The 14,964-nt window shown below is 47.6% G+C and carries 13 protein-coding genes and 1 pseudogene; 1 reads left to right on the plus strand and 13 read right to left on the minus strand.

Features of this window, described 5'->3' with window-relative positions; genetic code table 11:
* Position 1: 1 nt before the first annotated feature.
* Positions 2–637 (plus strand): lactate utilization protein C, encoded by a 636-nt coding sequence (locus tag ACES2C_RS06975; RefSeq protein ID WP_374166263.1) that lies wholly within the window; start codon positions 2–4, stop codon positions 635–637.
* A gap of 316 nt (positions 638–953) precedes the next feature.
* On the opposite strand, the gene ACES2C_RS06980 is transcribed toward ACES2C_RS06975, so the two are convergent.
* The 13 genes and pseudogenes from ACES2C_RS06980 to mutY form a co-directional block, all read right to left on the minus strand.
* The gene (locus tag ACES2C_RS06980) at positions 954–2,210 is read right to left on the minus strand and encodes a pyridoxal phosphate-dependent aminotransferase (RefSeq protein WP_374166264.1); all 1,257 of its coding nucleotides are present in this window, start codon (positions 2,208–2,210) and stop codon (positions 954–956) included.
* Positions 2,211–2,579: 369 nt separating this feature from the next.
* Positions 2,580–3,913: pseudogene (gene argH, locus ACES2C_RS06985) on the minus strand (argininosuccinate lyase).
* A 27-nt stretch (positions 3,914–3,940) separates the two neighbouring features.
* Positions 3,941–5,002, minus strand: coding sequence for a M20 family metallo-hydrolase (locus ACES2C_RS06990; RefSeq protein ID WP_374166265.1), 1,062 nt, complete (start codon positions 5,000–5,002; stop codon positions 3,941–3,943).
* Positions 5,003–5,007: 5 nt separating this feature from the next.
* Complete coding sequence (gene proC / locus ACES2C_RS06995) at positions 5,008–5,829, minus strand: pyrroline-5-carboxylate reductase (RefSeq protein WP_374166266.1); 822 nt, start codon at positions 5,827–5,829, stop codon at positions 5,008–5,010.
* A gap of 1 nt (position 5,830) precedes the next feature.
* Positions 5,831–6,619, minus strand: a complete 789-nt coding sequence (gene argB, locus ACES2C_RS07000; RefSeq protein ID WP_374166267.1) for an acetylglutamate kinase — start codon at positions 6,617–6,619, stop codon at positions 5,831–5,833.
* Between the two features lie 208 nt (positions 6,620–6,827).
* On the minus strand, positions 6,828–7,787 hold the full coding sequence (locus ACES2C_RS07005; RefSeq protein WP_374166268.1) for an acetylornithine carbamoyltransferase: 960 nt from the start codon (positions 7,785–7,787) through the stop codon (positions 6,828–6,830).
* 261 nt (positions 7,788–8,048) lie between these two features.
* The gene (locus ACES2C_RS07010) at positions 8,049–9,179 is read right to left on the minus strand and encodes an aspartate aminotransferase family protein (protein WP_374166269.1); all 1,131 of its coding nucleotides are present in this window, start codon (positions 9,177–9,179) and stop codon (positions 8,049–8,051) included.
* A 73-nt stretch (positions 9,180–9,252) separates the two neighbouring features.
* Positions 9,253–9,615 carry a four helix bundle protein gene (locus tag ACES2C_RS07015; protein WP_374166270.1) on the minus strand — a complete coding sequence of 121 codons (363 nt, stop codon included), beginning with the start codon at positions 9,613–9,615 and terminating at the stop codon, positions 9,253–9,255.
* Positions 9,616–9,723: 108 nt separating this feature from the next.
* A complete protein-coding gene (argC, locus tag ACES2C_RS07020) occupies positions 9,724–10,752 on the minus strand; it encodes an N-acetyl-gamma-glutamyl-phosphate reductase (RefSeq protein ID WP_374166271.1) in 1,029 nt (342 codons plus the stop codon).
* A 17-nt stretch (positions 10,753–10,769) separates the two neighbouring features.
* Positions 10,770–11,978 carry an argininosuccinate synthase gene (gene argG, locus ACES2C_RS07025; RefSeq protein ID WP_374166272.1) on the minus strand — a complete coding sequence of 403 codons (1,209 nt, stop codon included), beginning with the start codon at positions 11,976–11,978 and terminating at the stop codon, positions 10,770–10,772.
* Between the two features lie 2 nt (positions 11,979–11,980).
* Positions 11,981–12,682 (minus strand): GNAT family N-acetyltransferase, encoded by a 702-nt coding sequence (locus ACES2C_RS07030; protein ID WP_374166273.1) that lies wholly within the window; start codon positions 12,680–12,682, stop codon positions 11,981–11,983.
* Between the two features lie 476 nt (positions 12,683–13,158).
* Complete coding sequence (locus ACES2C_RS07035) at positions 13,159–13,596, minus strand: single-stranded DNA-binding protein (protein WP_374166274.1); 438 nt, start codon at positions 13,594–13,596, stop codon at positions 13,159–13,161.
* 19 nt (positions 13,597–13,615) lie between these two features.
* Positions 13,616–14,674 (minus strand): A/G-specific adenine glycosylase, encoded by a 1,059-nt coding sequence (gene mutY, locus ACES2C_RS07040; protein WP_374166275.1) that lies wholly within the window; start codon positions 14,672–14,674, stop codon positions 13,616–13,618.
* Positions 14,675–14,964: the final 290 nt, after the last annotated feature.

The raw sequence follows: 14,964 nt of genomic DNA on the forward strand, positions 1-14,964 counted from the left end.
AATGAAAGATACCACCTCTAAAGAAAAAATGCTAAAGAAGATAAGGAAGGCACTTCTTGAGAAGCGCGACAATCCTTATCCAAATCTGGAAGACGCTCCTGTTTACGAGCCCTATGACGACTACCTGGAGGTGATGTTTGCAGAACAACTAGGCCTTGTGGCAGGGAAGTTTGTGTTTTGCGAAGATGAAATACAGTTTATAGAAAATCTGCTTTCGCTGGCCGATGAGAAGGGCTGGCGAAAGATCTACTGTTGGGAGCCTCCTCTTCAGGAACTCCTCTCCCATTTCGAGTTTCCTTTCTACAGTACGGAAACCGACTTTATGCAGGCTGAAGTGGGTATTACCCTGTGCGAATCTTTAATTGCAAGGAATGGGAGTATTCTGCTTTCAAACGGCAATGCTGCCGGTCGACGCCTTAGTATTTATCCTCCGCACCATATCGTAGTGGCGTTTACCAGCCAGCTGGTTCCCGATTTGAAGGATGCGCTAAAGCAGTTAAAAGCAAGGTATAGTACCAGTATCCCTTCGATGGTTTCAGTTGTGACGGGCCCTAGTCGCACGGCAGATATAGAAAAGACCCTGGTACTTGGTGCTCACGGCCCTAAAGAACTGATCGTTTTTCTGCTTGAGGGCTAGGGCAGCCTGAGCGTCTTTAAGAACGATATAGGAGAAAAAAGAGACTTTATCACAACCGGGTTTTTGCAGGAATTTGATACGATAGTACTCAAGGGAAGGACTAAACGCCAGTAAAATGCCAGTATAAACTACCATGCGTTAATGGCTTGGAAAAAAGAAGAGGCGGAGATCACATGTGATACCGCCTCTTTTTGCTGAAGTGTTTTGAGTCTTTATAGCCCGGAAAGAACATTCAATCAACTTTCGCTCCCCGGTTGAAAGCGCAGATCATGAAGCCTTTTCTTTTATTTTAGTTTAAAGCTGCTTTTTCGCTTGACTATTTCAGCTTCGCCAAAGCTTCTTTTACCCGCGGGAGCATCGCCCTGATATCTTCAAGGGAGCAGCCTCCTACAGATGCGCGGAACCAGTTCACGGAGCTTTCTGTTCCAAAAGCTGAGAAGGGCACTAATGCGGCTTTTGCCTCTTTAATAAGATAGAAGTTGATATCCTCACTGGTTTGCAGCACTTCTCCCTCTGGTGTTCTCTTTCCGGCATAGTCTATTTGTACCGTCAGGTAAATTGCGCCCATCGGCTCAATGGCATCTACCTTAAGGCCATCTGACTTAAGCTGTTTAAAGCCATCATAAAGCGTCTGGAGGCTTTCTCTGATCCTTTCCTTAAATGAACTAAGATAGTTGTCCACCGCAGTGCTGTCCTTCAGAAACGAAGCCATAGCCACTTGTTCTGGCTTTGGAGCCCACGCACCCATGTGCATAATGATGGTCCGCATCTTTTCTATCACCGACTCAGGTCCGAATCCCCAGCCTACCCTTACTCCCGTCGCGGCAAAGCATTTTGAAGCCCCGTCGATGAAGATCACGTAGTCTTTAACAGCCGGCCGGAGCGACACCGGATTGTAGTGCTGGTGCTCTCCGAAGGTTAACATTGAATATATCTGATCGTACAGGATGTATAACGGTTTTTCACCCGCCTTCCTGCTCTGATTCTCTGCAATGACCAGGTCGCAGATCTCCTCCAGGTCCTGCCGCGAAAACATAGTTCCGGTAGGGTTAAGCGGAGAACAAAGTGCCAGTAAGGTGGCCCCGGCCAGGTGAGGCGCAAGGTCTGCTGCCTTAGGCATAAAGTTATTATCTGCCGATGTCGGTACCGGAACTCCATGTGCTCCGGTCAGGCTGCAATAGTGATTGTTGTTCCATGATGGCGCCGGATAAATTACTTTGTCGCCCGGGTCAACAAGAGCAAGATAAGTAGCATAAATAAGAGGGCGGGAGCCGCTTGAAATTTGTATTTCCCGTGTGCTGATGTCCAGAGAATACCGTTCTTTGAGAAAGGTACTCACATTTTCCCGCAGTGCCGGGATGCCGTCTGCCGGCGGGTAGTTGGTTTGATACTCGTCGTAAGCCTTTTTAATTCCATCGTTCAGATCCTGCGGAATAGGAAAGATCGTAGAGTCAAAATCGCCTATGGTGAGATTGGCGATCTTTTGTCCCTGCTTCTTTAGTTCGTTTATCTCTCCTGCAATCTTTATGATTTCAGACCCTTTCAGGTTCTTTGCCAGTTGTGATACACTCATGTCTAATAATTTACTCAAACTTAGAAAATATATCGGGAGTTTTCAGGGAAGGTCAGAATGAAACCCTTGCAGGGACGATATTCCTGAACCTTTTGTGCTTATTTCTTGTTTTTAAGGAGCAGTGCTCTTGCATAAGACCTGCTGCATGACTGATATCTTGACTTGGTTCGTTTCATCGTCGTTCCTCTGCCTTTTCAAAACCGTCGTTCCTCCGGAGTCACTGAGGGGTCAGTGCGGGATGAGTGCGGCTTTAGCCGGGAAAAACCGCTCTCAACCCGGACTCAACCCGCACTCACTCCGCACGCATTGCGAACCTGAACACTTCTTGCTACATCTCAATAGCAAACATGAGAGGAACGGAGTATGGTGTTATTCGGAGAGAAGTTTCGCGATGGCTTCATCCACACGGGCAAAGCTAAAAGAGCTGACAACAGCGTTGAAACTGGCGCTGATCTCTTTGTTGCAAAGATTGCCGATACTTCCTTCGTGAGTATGTTTCACTGCGGCGGGATAAGAAAACTCGCCGCGCTCAATCTCCATCCCGACTTTCTTATACGCTTCACGGAAAGGGAGGCCTTTCAGTACTTCCTCGTTAACCGCTTCCACACTGAAGAGATATGCATACTTGCTATCCTTTAAAATTTCATCTTTCACCCTGATATGCCCGAGCATGAAGGTAGTCATTTCAAGGCATTCGCGGAGGGAGGTAAATGCCGGAAAAAGGTTTTCTTTCAGCAATTGAAGATCACGGTGATAGCCTGAGGGGAGATTGGTCGTCATGAGGGCAATTTCGTTAGGCAAAGCCTGTATTTTATTACAACGGGCACGGATAAGCTCAAATACGTCGGGGTTCTTTTTGTGAGGCATGATGCTCGAGCCGGTAGTCAGTTCGTCAGGGAAGCTGATGAACCCGAAATTCTGATTGATGAACAGACAGGCGTCCATAGCGAATCTGGCGAGGGTGGCGGCGATTGAAGACATTGCCTGGGCCAGTATCCTTTCTGTTTTTCCACGGCCCATCTGGGCATAAACTACGTTATAGTTAAGCGCGTCAAAACCCAGCAATTCAGTCGTCATGGTTCTGTTGAGGGGGAATGATGATCCGTAGCCTGCTGCGGAGCCCAAAGGATTCTTATTGCAGATTTTCCAGGCGGCCAGCATCAGTTCCAAGTCATCAGCCAGGCTCTCAGCGTATGCACCGAACCAAAGGCCGAAAGATGAAGGCATGGCGATTTGGAGGTGCGTGTATCCGGGGAGCAGCTTGTCTTTGTGCTCTTCGCTTAGCCTGATCAGCTGAGTAAAGAGGGTCTGCGTACTGCTTACCAACTGTTTAATCTGGGTGCGGAAAAAAGCTTCAGGTCTACCAGCACCTGGTCGTTCCTTGAACGTCCGCTATGGATCTTCTTGCCCGCCTCTCCGATGCGGCGGGTGAGCATCAGCTCCACCTGCGAATGTATGTCCTCAACGCCCTCTTCGATGGTGAAGGTACCTTGCTGAATTTCCTGGTAAATGGCTTTCAGCTCTTTTTGTACCCGGGCGAGATCGTCCTCGCTCATGAGGTTGATACTTGCCAGCATACGAGTATGGGCCAGTGAGCCAAGAACGTCTGATTCAGCCAGGAAGAGGTCAAGGTCCCTGTCGTTGCCAACAGTGAACTGTTCTACTGATTTCGATACTTCCTTATCTTTTTGCCAGAGCTTCATGTGCGTGATATTGTTAAAATGCTGTGTTTAAAGGATAACGCCTTCAAGCAGCTGTATGTAAAATTCGATACCTTGTTCAACTTCTTTAACGAAAATAAACTCGTCTGCGCTGTGCGAGCGGGCGGAATCTCCCGGACCTACTTTGAGTGAGGGGATGCTAAGCATTGCCTGGTCACTTGTAGTCGGAGAACCATAAGTTTTCTTTCCCATCGCTATTCCTTGTACTACAATGGGGTGCTTCTTGTCTATGGACGAAGGTTTTAGCCTCGTCGATCTGGCTTTCACTTCGCAGGTCACGTGCTCCCTGATAATATCCAAAACTTCCTCATTCTGATAGCCGTCGGTCACTCTTACATCCACTGTGAACTCGCAGCGTGCGGGTACCACATTATGCTGGGAGCCGGCATTAATGACTGTGACCGACATTTTCAGCGGGCCGAAAAGCTCCGATTCTTTCGGGAATTTGTAGGTTCTGAACCATTCTATGTCTTTCAGAGCATTGTAAATGGCATTTTCTCCTTCTTCCCTGGCGGCATGCCCTGCTTTACCGTGCGCAATACAATCAAGTACCATCAAGCCTCGTTCTGCTATAGCAAGATCAAGCAATGTGGGCTCACCAACAATAGCGAATTCGAGCGGGCCAAGCTGCGGGATAATGAGTTCGAGGCCATTGGTGCCCGACACTTCTTCTTCGGCTGTAGCTGCCAGACACAGATTGTATTTCAGGTCGGTGCGCCGGTAAAAGAAGAGAAAGCAGGCGATCAGGGAAACCAGGCAGCCTCCTGCATCATTGCTTCCCAGTCCGAACAACTTACCGTCTTCGATATCGGGCGAGAAAGGATCGCGTGTATAACCCGGGTTAGGCTTTACCGTATCGTGGTGTGAGTTGAGCAGAATAGTGGGCTTCGACGGGTCAAAGTGCTGGTTATATGCCCAGATGTTGTTTTGCTTCCGCTTGGTGACCACTCCCTGCTCCTTTAAAAAGCCTTCAATGATGGCTGCTGTCTGCTGCTCTTCGCGACTGAAGGAGGGCGTCGCGATAAGCCGCTGCAGCAATGTCAGGGAGTGTGTTTTAAGACCGTCCACCATAACGTCTATTTATTGTCGCTATAAAGGCCACCGGCTTTCACCGAGGATAGCTTGATGCCCTTAATGAGTGATGAACTAAAGCCATTATGCTCCATTTCGTTGAGGCCGGCAATGGTGCAGCCTTTTGGTGAGGTCACTTTATCTATTTCATGCTCGGGGTGACTATGATGTTGCAGAAGCAGGTCTGCGGCTCCCTTTGCAGTCTGAACAGCCATTTTCAATGCGTCCTCTGCATGAAATCCAATCTCCACTCCACCCTGCGAAGCAGCCCGGATGGCTCTCAGAAAGAAGGCAATGCCACAGGCGCAAAGTGCAGTGGCAGATGTCATCAGTTCTTCGTTGATCTGCACGACAGATCCTACTGTCTCAAACATCTCGCCTACAATTTCCATGTTCAGGTAGCTGGCACTGTCAGAAGCAATGCAGGTCATAGACTGGCCTATGGAAATGGCAGTGTTAGGCATTACGCGGACCACCTGCACGTTTTCGCCAAGCTTTGTCCTGATATCTTTACAGGATACTCCCGAAATTACTGAAATCACCAGATGGCTGTCTGCCTGAATGGAAGGAGCGATTTCGTCAAGAAGGCCGTCGAGCTGCTGCGGAAGCACAGCAAGGATCACGATCTTCGCTTTAGCAGTTGCTTCTGCATTGTTGCTGGTTACCTGAAAGCCTTCTTTAGCCTTTGCCGAAAGCTGGTGCAAGGAGCGCCGGGTCAGAATGATATTATCCGGGGAGCAGTAGTTTGATTTTACCAGGCCATTTGCAAGAGAGAGTCCGATGTTTCCGCTTCCGAGGATAGCGATCGTGCCAGTTTTATTTTCCATATTATGCGAATAATCGTGTTCCGAAAAGATGTTCTTTTAGCGAGGGCAGCTCATCTGACTTGCCGATGTATACTTCTTCCACTCCGTTGGTAATTGCCTGAAAAGCGTTCTGAAGCTTTGGAAGCATGCCTCCTGCGATGATATTGTCTGCTTTTAATGTTTCAAACTCGTCTGAGCTGATCTCACGGATGACAGATGTATCGTCCTGCACGTCCTTGAGAACGCCTTTTTTCTCAAAGCAATAGACCAGGCTTACTTTAAAGTGTGATGCCATAGCAACGGCTATGGCAGAGGCGATCGTGTCGGCGTTCGTATTGAGCAACTGGCCCTCGCCGTCGTGCGTAATCGCGGAGAAGACGGGCACGAGGCCGTCATTTAGTAGCGCCGACAGGCGGTGCGTGGCAACCGAGGTCTCGTGAAGATCGCCCACATAGCCGTAGTCTATTTCCTTAACCGGACGCTTCTTTGCTCTAATGAGATTGCCGTCGGCTCCGGTAAGCCCAATGGCGTTGCAGTTAAAGCGCTGGAGCTGGGCAACGATATTTTTGTTGATCAGTCCGGCATACACCATAGTTACAACACGAAGCGTTTCAATATCGGTAATGCGGCGCCCGTCAACCATTTTGGGTTCCAGTCCCATCGCGTGCGAAAGATCTGTAGCCAGTTTTCCGCCGCCGTGTATGAGGATCTTATGTCCGTCGAGGGCCGCGAAGTCGTTCAGGAAATAGTGAAGATTCTCAGAGTTGTCGATCACATTCCCGCCTATCTTTATTATATACAGCTTGTCCATCGAATTCTATTTGTGTATAAAGGCGCGAGCGGCGCCGGATACTATCATTGCTGTTTTAGCCTCAGCGAAAGATTTTTCTGAATGCCAGTTAGTTTTCCTAACGGCGGTTCTATCATCTTTCCCTCTGTTGTAAGCTCGCCACTCACGAATACCTTCTTGCGAAGGTGCATTTTTTCTTCAGTTCTCACGTGCTGTCCTCGAGGAAACCCTACAAGCTCTCCAGGATCCTTTTCAAAACAGCCTGTGCCGCCCAAACCCTGTTCCCTGCTTCTTCTATTACAAGCGATTCGGTACTGTCGAGGATGTCAGCTCCAAGTTCCAGATCCCTCCTTACCGGCAAACAGTGCAGCACTTTTGCCTGGTCCGTAATAGCCAGTCGTTCGAGGTTCAGCATCCAGCCTTCTCCTTTAGAAAGGACCTTGCCATAATCATGGTAACTTGACCAGCTCTTCGGGTAGATAAAGTGCGCTCCCTTGATTGCCTCGTCCTGGTTATATACGATACGGGCGCCGGGGGTAAATTGTTCAGCCAGTTCGTAGCCCTCCGGATGCGTAATCACGAAGTCAACGAGACCCTCCTGCTGTGCCCTGCACATCCATTCAGCAAAGGTATTAGGGACAGACTGCGGTAAAGGCTTAACATGGGGAGCCCAGGTGAGTACTACTTTGGGTTTTTCTACCTTCTTATGTTCCTCAATGGTAATCAGGTCGGCAAAACTTTGGAGGGGGTGCAGCGTGGCACTCTCGAGGCTGACAACGGGAACGCCGCTGAAGGTGATGAACTTGTTAAAGATCTCCTCGTTATAGTCTTCATCGCGGTTTTTAAGTCCCGGGAATGAACGGATGGCCAGAACGTCGCAGTATTGTCCGAACACGCGCGCAGCCTCCCGTATATGCTCTACAGTGGCTCCGTCCATTACCACTCCGTCGCGTGTTTCGAGTGCCCAGCCCTCTTTGTCGATGTTCATCACCATGACATTCATCCCGAGGTTCATAGCGGCTTTTTGGGTGCTCAGCCTTGTACGCAGGCTGGGATTAAGGAAAATAACACCCAGGGTCCTGTTCGTTCCAAGTGCTTTATGAGCGTAGGGGTTACTTTTCAACGCAAGTGCTTCCTGTACAAGCTCCTTGACATTGGTAACATCTTTAACGGAAGTAAACTGTTTCATTTCGTATAGCATCAGATTCTTGGTGCTGTAGTCCGGCTATTTTAGTCTGACTACAGGCCCCTTTTGTTCGAAAAATTTCTTTTTGAGGAGGATGAGCCTGGCACGAACACCGGTTTTTAGTCATTTCTGTATGTGGTGCGTACATGACATCTTCATTCCTCCTTATTATGAAGACACCGGAATGTCCTCTGTTCTTTGCAAATTAGTCTTGTCGCCAGTCGAGCTCTGTGAAACTTTGAAAAGGCGCACGGGGATTAACTCCTACTGCAGCACTTTTTTCAGTGCCTCCAGGAAGCGATCAGCATGTTCCCTGCTTAAGTTCAAGGCTGGGAGCAGACGGAGCACATTCGGTTTTGATTCTCCGGTGAAGATATGGTGTTTAAACAGCAGCTCCTTCTTTACATGGGAAAGCTCTTCAGGAAGATCAATACCGATCATCAGGCCTCTGCCTCTTACTTCGCGCACTTTATCAAACGTTTTCAGCTGGCTGATGAGGTAAGCACCTGTCTCTTCTGCGTTCTTCATCAGCTGGTCCTGCTGGATCACCTCAAGTACCGCTAATCCTGCGGCACAGGCAAGGTGATTGCCGCCAAACGTGGTGCCCAGCATCCCGTATGAAGCCTTAAATTTAGGGGAAATGGAAATACCGGCAATTGGAAAGCCATTGCCCATTCCTTTGGCCATGGTGTAAATATCTGCCTCCACACCTGCAAAATCGTGCGAATAGAACTTGCCGCTCCTTCCGTATCCGCATTGCACAGAGTCGGCTATATAGACGGCGTTATATTGATCGCAAAGGGAACGGATCTTTTGAAGGAAGTTTTCTGAGGCCACTTTGATGCCTCCTACGCCCTGAATACCCTCAATGATGACCGTGCATATTTCCTCTCCATTTTTGCTGAATGCTTCTTCAAGTGCGGCTACGTCATTGTGAGGAAGGAACACGACGTTTTCTGTCTGGTTGACGGGTGCCACAATCTTAGGGTTGTCGGTGCAGGAGACGGCCAGCGACGTCCTGCCGTGGAAGGCGCCTTTGAAAGCAATAACTTTTTTTCGTCCGTTATAGAAGGATGCGAGTTTAAGCGCATTCTCGTTTGCCTCTGCTCCAGAGTTGCACAAGAACAGCTGGTATTCGGCTTTCCCCGAAACGGTACCAAGGAGCTCGGCCAGCTGTCGCTGTAAAGGAATCTCAACCGAGTTGGAATAAAAGCCAATTTTATTCAGCTGGTCTGTCAGTCGCTGCACATAGTGCGGATGTGTATGACCGATCGATATGACCGCATGGCCTCCGTAAAGATCAAGATACTCCTGTCCTTTGGCATCCCATACCAGGCTTCCTTTGCCTTTTGCAATTTCAATGGGATTAAGGGGATAAACGTCGAATAAGTTCATTAGAGTTATAAGTCTTAAGTTGTAAGTATTAAGTTATAAGCATTAAGTCGTTATCATCAAGTTATAAGAAGCTTTATGCTTTTGGTGTCCTGACTCTACTGATCAACGATATTAACATCGCTTTAATTTCGTTTACTTCCGCGGACAGAGCTTCAAAAGTGGCTCCCTCCAGATAATGCAGATCCTTTGCCAGTAATAAAAAGTACTCCGTCTCGTTGGCAGAACCTAATGCTATATTTAAAAAGTTAGCAAAATCGGCTGATGAATTTTTTCCGCAACCTTCTGCTATGTTTGCTGCAACAGAAAAAGAAGATCTTCTTAATTGAGTTGTAAGACAGTAAAGTTCCTCCTTAGGAAAAGCCTTGCTCTCCTTGTAAATACAGAGAGTCAGCTGGTGTGCTTTATCCCATACTTTTAAATCTTTATAGTTCTGCATAACTTATGACTTAGAACTTGCACTCAGAAGCTATAAGCTGGTGAACTTTTGCCCATGCCTCAGATTTATAAATTTCATAACTTATGACTTAGAACTTAATACTTACAACTAAAAAGCCGTTCCTTTCAGTCTCAGGCCTTCTTTTTCGCCTAATCCGAACAATAAGTTCATGTTTTGCACTGCCTGGCCGGAGGCGCCTTTAAGAAGGTTGTCAATGATGCTCAGAATAAGGAGCTTATTGCCATGCTTCTCCACGTGTAAAAGGCATTTGTTTGTATTGACCACCTGCTTCAGGTCAATGTTTTTTCCTGATACATGTGTGAAAGGATGTTCGGCATAATACTCAGTGTAGAGTTGAAGGGCTTCTTCCTGCGATAGCGTGCTCTCGGTATAAAGTGAGGCCATAATACCGCGGGTAAAATCACCCCGGTAGGGGATGAAGCTGAAGTCTTCAGCGCCAAGTCCTGATCCGAGCTGGTTGAGCGACTGCCGGATTTCTTTGAGGTGCTGGTGACCAAACGCCTTGTACACTGAGAGGTTGTCGTTCCGCCAGCTGAAATGTGAGGTTGCCGACAAGCTCTGGCCTGCTCCCGTGGAGCCGGTAGTAGCTGATATGTGAACTTCCTTATTGAGCAGTCCTGCTTTTGCCAGGGGCAGGAGTGCTAACTGGATGCAGGTAGCGAAGCAGCCTGGATTCGCAATATTTGCGGCTTCGCGAATCGCGCTTTTGTTTAATTCGGGCAAGCCATATGTAAAGTTCTTCGACCCAATGGCAGAGGCTGCGGATAAGCGGAAGTCCTGGCTGAGATCAATGATCCGGATCCTGTCGTCAACCGGATTGGCGTCGAGGAATTTGCGGGCATCGCCGTGACCCACGCAAAGAAAGAGCACGTCAATGTCGTTTGACAGCTGCCCTGTAAACTGCAGATCTGTGTCGCCGAGCATGTCGGTGTGCACATCAGCTACTAAGTTGCCTGCATTGCTATTGCTATGGACAAAGGTGATATCAACAGAAGGATGATTAATCAGTATCCGTAGCAGTTCTCCTCCTGTGTAACCTGCCCCTCCTACAATTCCAGCTTTAATTTTACCCACTGTCCGGACAGGAGCAGCTGATGTCTCGCTTTCTTTATTCATGATGGCTGCGAAGTCGGTTACTCGTTTTCTGGTGATTGACTGTTATTTACCATATGGTAGATCATGACCTGATTGCCGAAGATCTTGGAGAAGCCCTTCACGTCCTCTCCGCTCCAGCTTTTGTTCATTTCGCCATAGCTTCCGAACTTATTTGACATCAGGTCGTGCGCAGATTCAATTCCAATGATCTGGAACCGGTAAGGCATGAGCTGAACAAATACCTTTCCCGTTACAGTCTTCTGCGTGTCGGTGAGGAATGCCTCTATATTTCGCATGATCGGATCGTGAAATTGTCCTTCATGCAGCCAGTTGCCGTAGAACATGGAGAGCTGGTCTTTCCAGCTAAGCTGCCATTTGGTAAGGGTGTGCTTCTCGAGCGCATGATGAGCTTTTATGATCACCATCGGGGCTGCAGCTTCGAAGCCTACCCTTCCTTTGATTCCGATGATGGTATCGCCAACGTGAATATCTCTTCCAATGCCGTAGGGCTGGGCAAGGGCCTGGAGTGCCTTTATTACATCAGAAGGATGATCGTATCTGGTGCCGTTCAGTGAGGTCAGTTCACCTTTTACAAATTCCAGCTCGATCCTTTCTGAGCCATCTTTTGTTATCTGGGTTGGCCATGCTTCTTCGGGCAATGTGTCATGAGAGGTGAGCGTTTCTTTGCCGCCTACCGAGGTACCCCAAATTCCTTTATTGATTGAGTATTTAGCTTTCTCAAAGTTGTACTCCACCCCATGCTGCTTCAGATAATCAATCTCGGCTTCCCTGCTCAGCTTCATGTCCCTGATCGGGGTGATGATACCGATCTGGGGGATCAGGATATTGAAGATCATGTCAAAGCGGACCTGATCATTGCCTGCTCCTGTTGAACCGTGTGCAACAAAGTCGGCCGAAATCTCTTTAGCATATTCAGCAATAGCAGTAGCCTGTGTTACGCGCTCGGCACTCACTGATAGCGGATAGGTGTTGTTTTTTAACACGTTGCCATAGATGAGGTATCGGATGGAGCTGTCGTAATAGCCTTTTACTGCGTCAACGGCGTGGTGCGACGCTACGCCCAATGCGTAGGCGCGTTTCTCTATATGCTCTAGCTCTTCCTTGCTAAAGCCGCCCGTATCAACAATGACAGAGTGGACTTCAAGACCCAGATCTTTAGAAAGATAGATGGCACAATAAGAGGTATCAAGCCCTCCGCTGAAAGCTAAAACTACTTTTTTCTTCATTTTTATAAGTGTAAGAATTTGGGGATGAGTAATACAAATGTGAAGAAGACCTTTGCTGAGCCTCGTAGCTTTTCTTCAATGCGCTCGAAGAGGGAGGTCTTTCTGCTCGACTTGTTCATTTCCTGCTGAAGAAGGCGCTGCCTTTCTTCTTTTTCTTTCTCTTTTTCAACAGGGTCGTAGAGCATGGCGGTGCAGAGGCAGTTCTTCCTGTTCTTAGCCGTCAGGATATCATAATTTACACAGCTCTGGCATCCTCTCCAGAAGTTCTCGTCCTGGGTCAGTTCTGAGTAGGTAACAGGCTCGTACCCGAGCTCCGAATTTATTTTCATTACTGCCAGACCTGTGGTTAATCCAAAGATCTTGGCATCCGGATACTTTTCTCTTGAAAGTTCGAAGATGCAGTGTTTAATTGCCTTTGCAAGTCCGCACTTTCTAAACTGAGGGTTGACAATTAGTCCTGAGTTTGCAACAAACTGGCCGTGGCTCCAGGTTTCAATGTAGCAGAAGCCTGCCCAGGTGCCGTCCTTATGTAAAGCAATGACTGCCTTACCTTCGATCATCTTATTGGCAACATACTCCGGGCTCCTGCGGGCAATCCCTGTACCTCTTGCTTTCGCCGATTCTGCCATTTCATCACATATCTGTTCTGCATACCCGGCATGCGCTTCAGATGCTACTACTACAGAGAATTCGTTTTTGTCCATTATTGTAATATAATCCGGTTCGTCCGGATAGACTCTATCTGGTCTTTAAGTAAGAAAATAAAATGTTAAATTGTTTAGAGAAAGCCTTTTAAGGGCTAATGTAGGGAGGGGAATGCCAAAAGATATCAGACCCTTGGCATGAATGGTCGTCGGTGTCTTAAAATTAATCTTTCACTGTTGAGTTTCTCACGTACCATAGTGCAAACATAGCCGGTTTTGGCTGATGCTGCGGCAGTATGGATAAAGACGGATACGTTCATTTCTTAACTTTGACGGACAGTGTGTTAATTTTTAAAAACATTGCAAAATTATTGAATAAATATTGAGTATTACAAGATGAATTTTATTTTTTATTCATCTGAGCGTCAAGAACTGAGCTCGCCTGAGGTGAAGGGAGTAGAGTTTAGGATCGAGGAACGGGGCTCACGGGTCTGCTGAACGAGTTTGACACAGACCTGTGAGTCCTGTGAAGTGGTCTAAAAGGGCAGGTCGTCGTCGCCCTGCTGGTTAAAATTACCAACAGTCTCTTCAACCCTTGGAGCTGTGTCGGCGGCGGGTTGCGGCTGGGCAGCAGGCTCATTATCGCTTTTCCTGCCCAGCATGTTGAAATTGTCGGCTACAACCTCCGTCACATACCTCTTATGCCCTTCCTTGTCTTCATAGGAGCGGGTTCTGAGTTTACCCTCTATGTATACCAGTTTGCCCTTTTGCAGGTACCTGGCGGCGATATCTGCAAGACCTCGCCACATGACCACATTGTGCCACTCGGTTTGTTCTATCTTTCGACCATCTCTGCTGTAGTTTTCAGTAGTTGCTAAGGGGAAATTGACAACAGTTACTCCGCCTTCCAGCTGTCTGACCTCCGGATCCTTGCCCAGATGTCCCACTAAAATGACTTTATTTACTCCTGACATGAATTTAGCGTATAAATGATTAAGCTTTCAAGGTAGGAAACATTTGCAGAAAAGCAAAAATTAATTTGGGTTGTGCCAGGCTTTCAAGGTCCTCAAACTTGACTGGGAACCAGGATGTTCTGTCAACTGTTGTTGCAGTGAAGTTTCTAATTATGATAAATTGCGCGTATATTTTCTGGTGGCTTAAAATATGGACAACAGGGCCATGAACTGAGCTGATGGTAACGGAACTGCCGAAACTCCTTTTAAACCCTTCAGAAGCTAGAATATCTTCTGGGCTGGCGGGACTGGAGGTTTCAAAAAGAGGAAAGTCGTGAAGGTTTTCCCAAATGTCTTTCGGTCCGCGCTTGTTCATCCAGATACCCGTATCATCAGCGGCTACAATGTAGTTGAAATAGCGTTCCCTGACCCGGTTCTTTTTTGCTTTTACCGGGAGCTCTGCCACCTTTCTTTCCCGATACGCATAACATCCCGCAATCAATGGGCATGTGTGGCATGCGGGACTCAGGGGCTTGCATTGCAGCGACCCGAACTCCATCATCGCCTGATTGCTTAACCCCGGACGGCTCTTATCGATCTGTTCGTTGGCCAGTGTTGTAAATACCCGCTTTCCTCTCGGACTGTTTATTACCTCATCAATTCCAAAGTACCTTGATAGCAAGCGGAACACATTGCCGTCGACTACGGCCCTTGCTTCATTTGCTGCAAAAGATGATATAGCGGCAGCTGTATATTCGCCGATTCCCCTGAGACCGATGAGCTGTTCATATTTCGAAGGAAATACGCCTTCAAAATCTTCCATCACCATATTTGCGGTATGATGCATATTGCGTCCCCTCGAATAGTAGCCCAGGCCCTGCCAAAGCTTTAGAATATCCTCTTCCCGGGCTCCGGCGAAGTCTGAAACGGTAGGATATCTTTCGATAAAGCGGTAGTAGTAGGGCATCCCCTGCTCGACACGCGTTTGCTGAAGGATAATTTCGGAAAGCCAGATATGATAAGGGTCGCGGGTATTTCTCCAGGGCAGGTCTCTCTTGTTCTTCTCATACCAGCCGATCACTTCTTCAATAAAATGCATAGATTCTTGTTCCCCAATTCTCACAAAGTTAATGGCTTGAATAGGGAAAACAAGAGACGTGGGTGTTCCTTCCCTGTCATTTTTACCGGCTCGGGCGACCGGTCATGTAAGTATGCAACTGTTGCCTTGTCGTAAAAAAATGGGCAAAAATCGCCGTTTTTCAAACGTATGTAGTTGTGTGACCGAAAGTTAAAGTAATTTTTTTTGCATTTATTTTATGTTGTCGATTTAAACCAATACTTTTGCAACCCCAAAACAATTAAGAGTTTACGAAAAAGTTTAACCCAATA

It is taken from the genome of Arcticibacter sp. MXS-1, from assembly GCF_041902385.1.
Classification (GTDB): domain Bacteria; phylum Bacteroidota; class Bacteroidia; order Sphingobacteriales; family Sphingobacteriaceae; genus Arcticibacter.

Excerpts from the sequence above, each read along its gene's own strand:
- ACES2C_RS06975 (WP_374166263.1), top strand. The coding sequence starts at position 2 with ATGAAAGATACCACCTCTAAAGAAAAAATGCTAAAGAAGATAAGGAAG.
- ACES2C_RS06980 (WP_374166264.1), bottom strand. The coding sequence starts at position 2,210 with ATGAGTGTATCACAACTGGCAAAGAACCTGAAAGGGTCTGAAATCATA.
- ACES2C_RS06990 (WP_374166265.1), bottom strand. The coding sequence starts at position 5,002 with ATGGTGGACGGTCTTAAAACACACTCCCTGACATTGCTGCAGCGGCTT.
- proC (WP_374166266.1), bottom strand. The coding sequence starts at position 5,829 with ATGGAAAATAAAACTGGCACGATCGCTATCCTCGGAAGCGGAAACATC.
- argB (WP_374166267.1), bottom strand. The coding sequence starts at position 6,619 with ATGGACAAGCTGTATATAATAAAGATAGGCGGGAATGTGATCGACAAC.
- ACES2C_RS07005 (WP_374166268.1), bottom strand. The coding sequence starts at position 7,787 with ATGAAACAGTTTACTTCCGTTAAAGATGTTACCAATGTCAAGGAGCTT.
- ACES2C_RS07010 (WP_374166269.1), bottom strand. The coding sequence starts at position 9,179 with ATGAACTTATTCGACGTTTATCCCCTTAATCCCATTGAAATTGCAAAA.
- ACES2C_RS07015 (WP_374166270.1), bottom strand. The coding sequence starts at position 9,615 with ATGCAGAACTATAAAGATTTAAAAGTATGGGATAAAGCACACCAGCTG.
- argC (WP_374166271.1), bottom strand. The coding sequence starts at position 10,752 with ATGAATAAAGAAAGCGAGACATCAGCTGCTCCTGTCCGGACAGTGGGT.
- argG (WP_374166272.1), bottom strand. The coding sequence starts at position 11,978 with ATGAAGAAAAAAGTAGTTTTAGCTTTCAGCGGAGGGCTTGATACCTCT.
- ACES2C_RS07030 (WP_374166273.1), bottom strand. The coding sequence starts at position 12,682 with ATGGACAAAAACGAATTCTCTGTAGTAGTAGCATCTGAAGCGCATGCC.
- ACES2C_RS07035 (WP_374166274.1), bottom strand. The coding sequence starts at position 13,596 with ATGTCAGGAGTAAATAAAGTCATTTTAGTGGGACATCTGGGCAAGGAT.
- mutY (WP_374166275.1), bottom strand. The coding sequence starts at position 14,674 with ATGCATTTTATTGAAGAAGTGATCGGCTGGTATGAGAAGAACAAGAGA.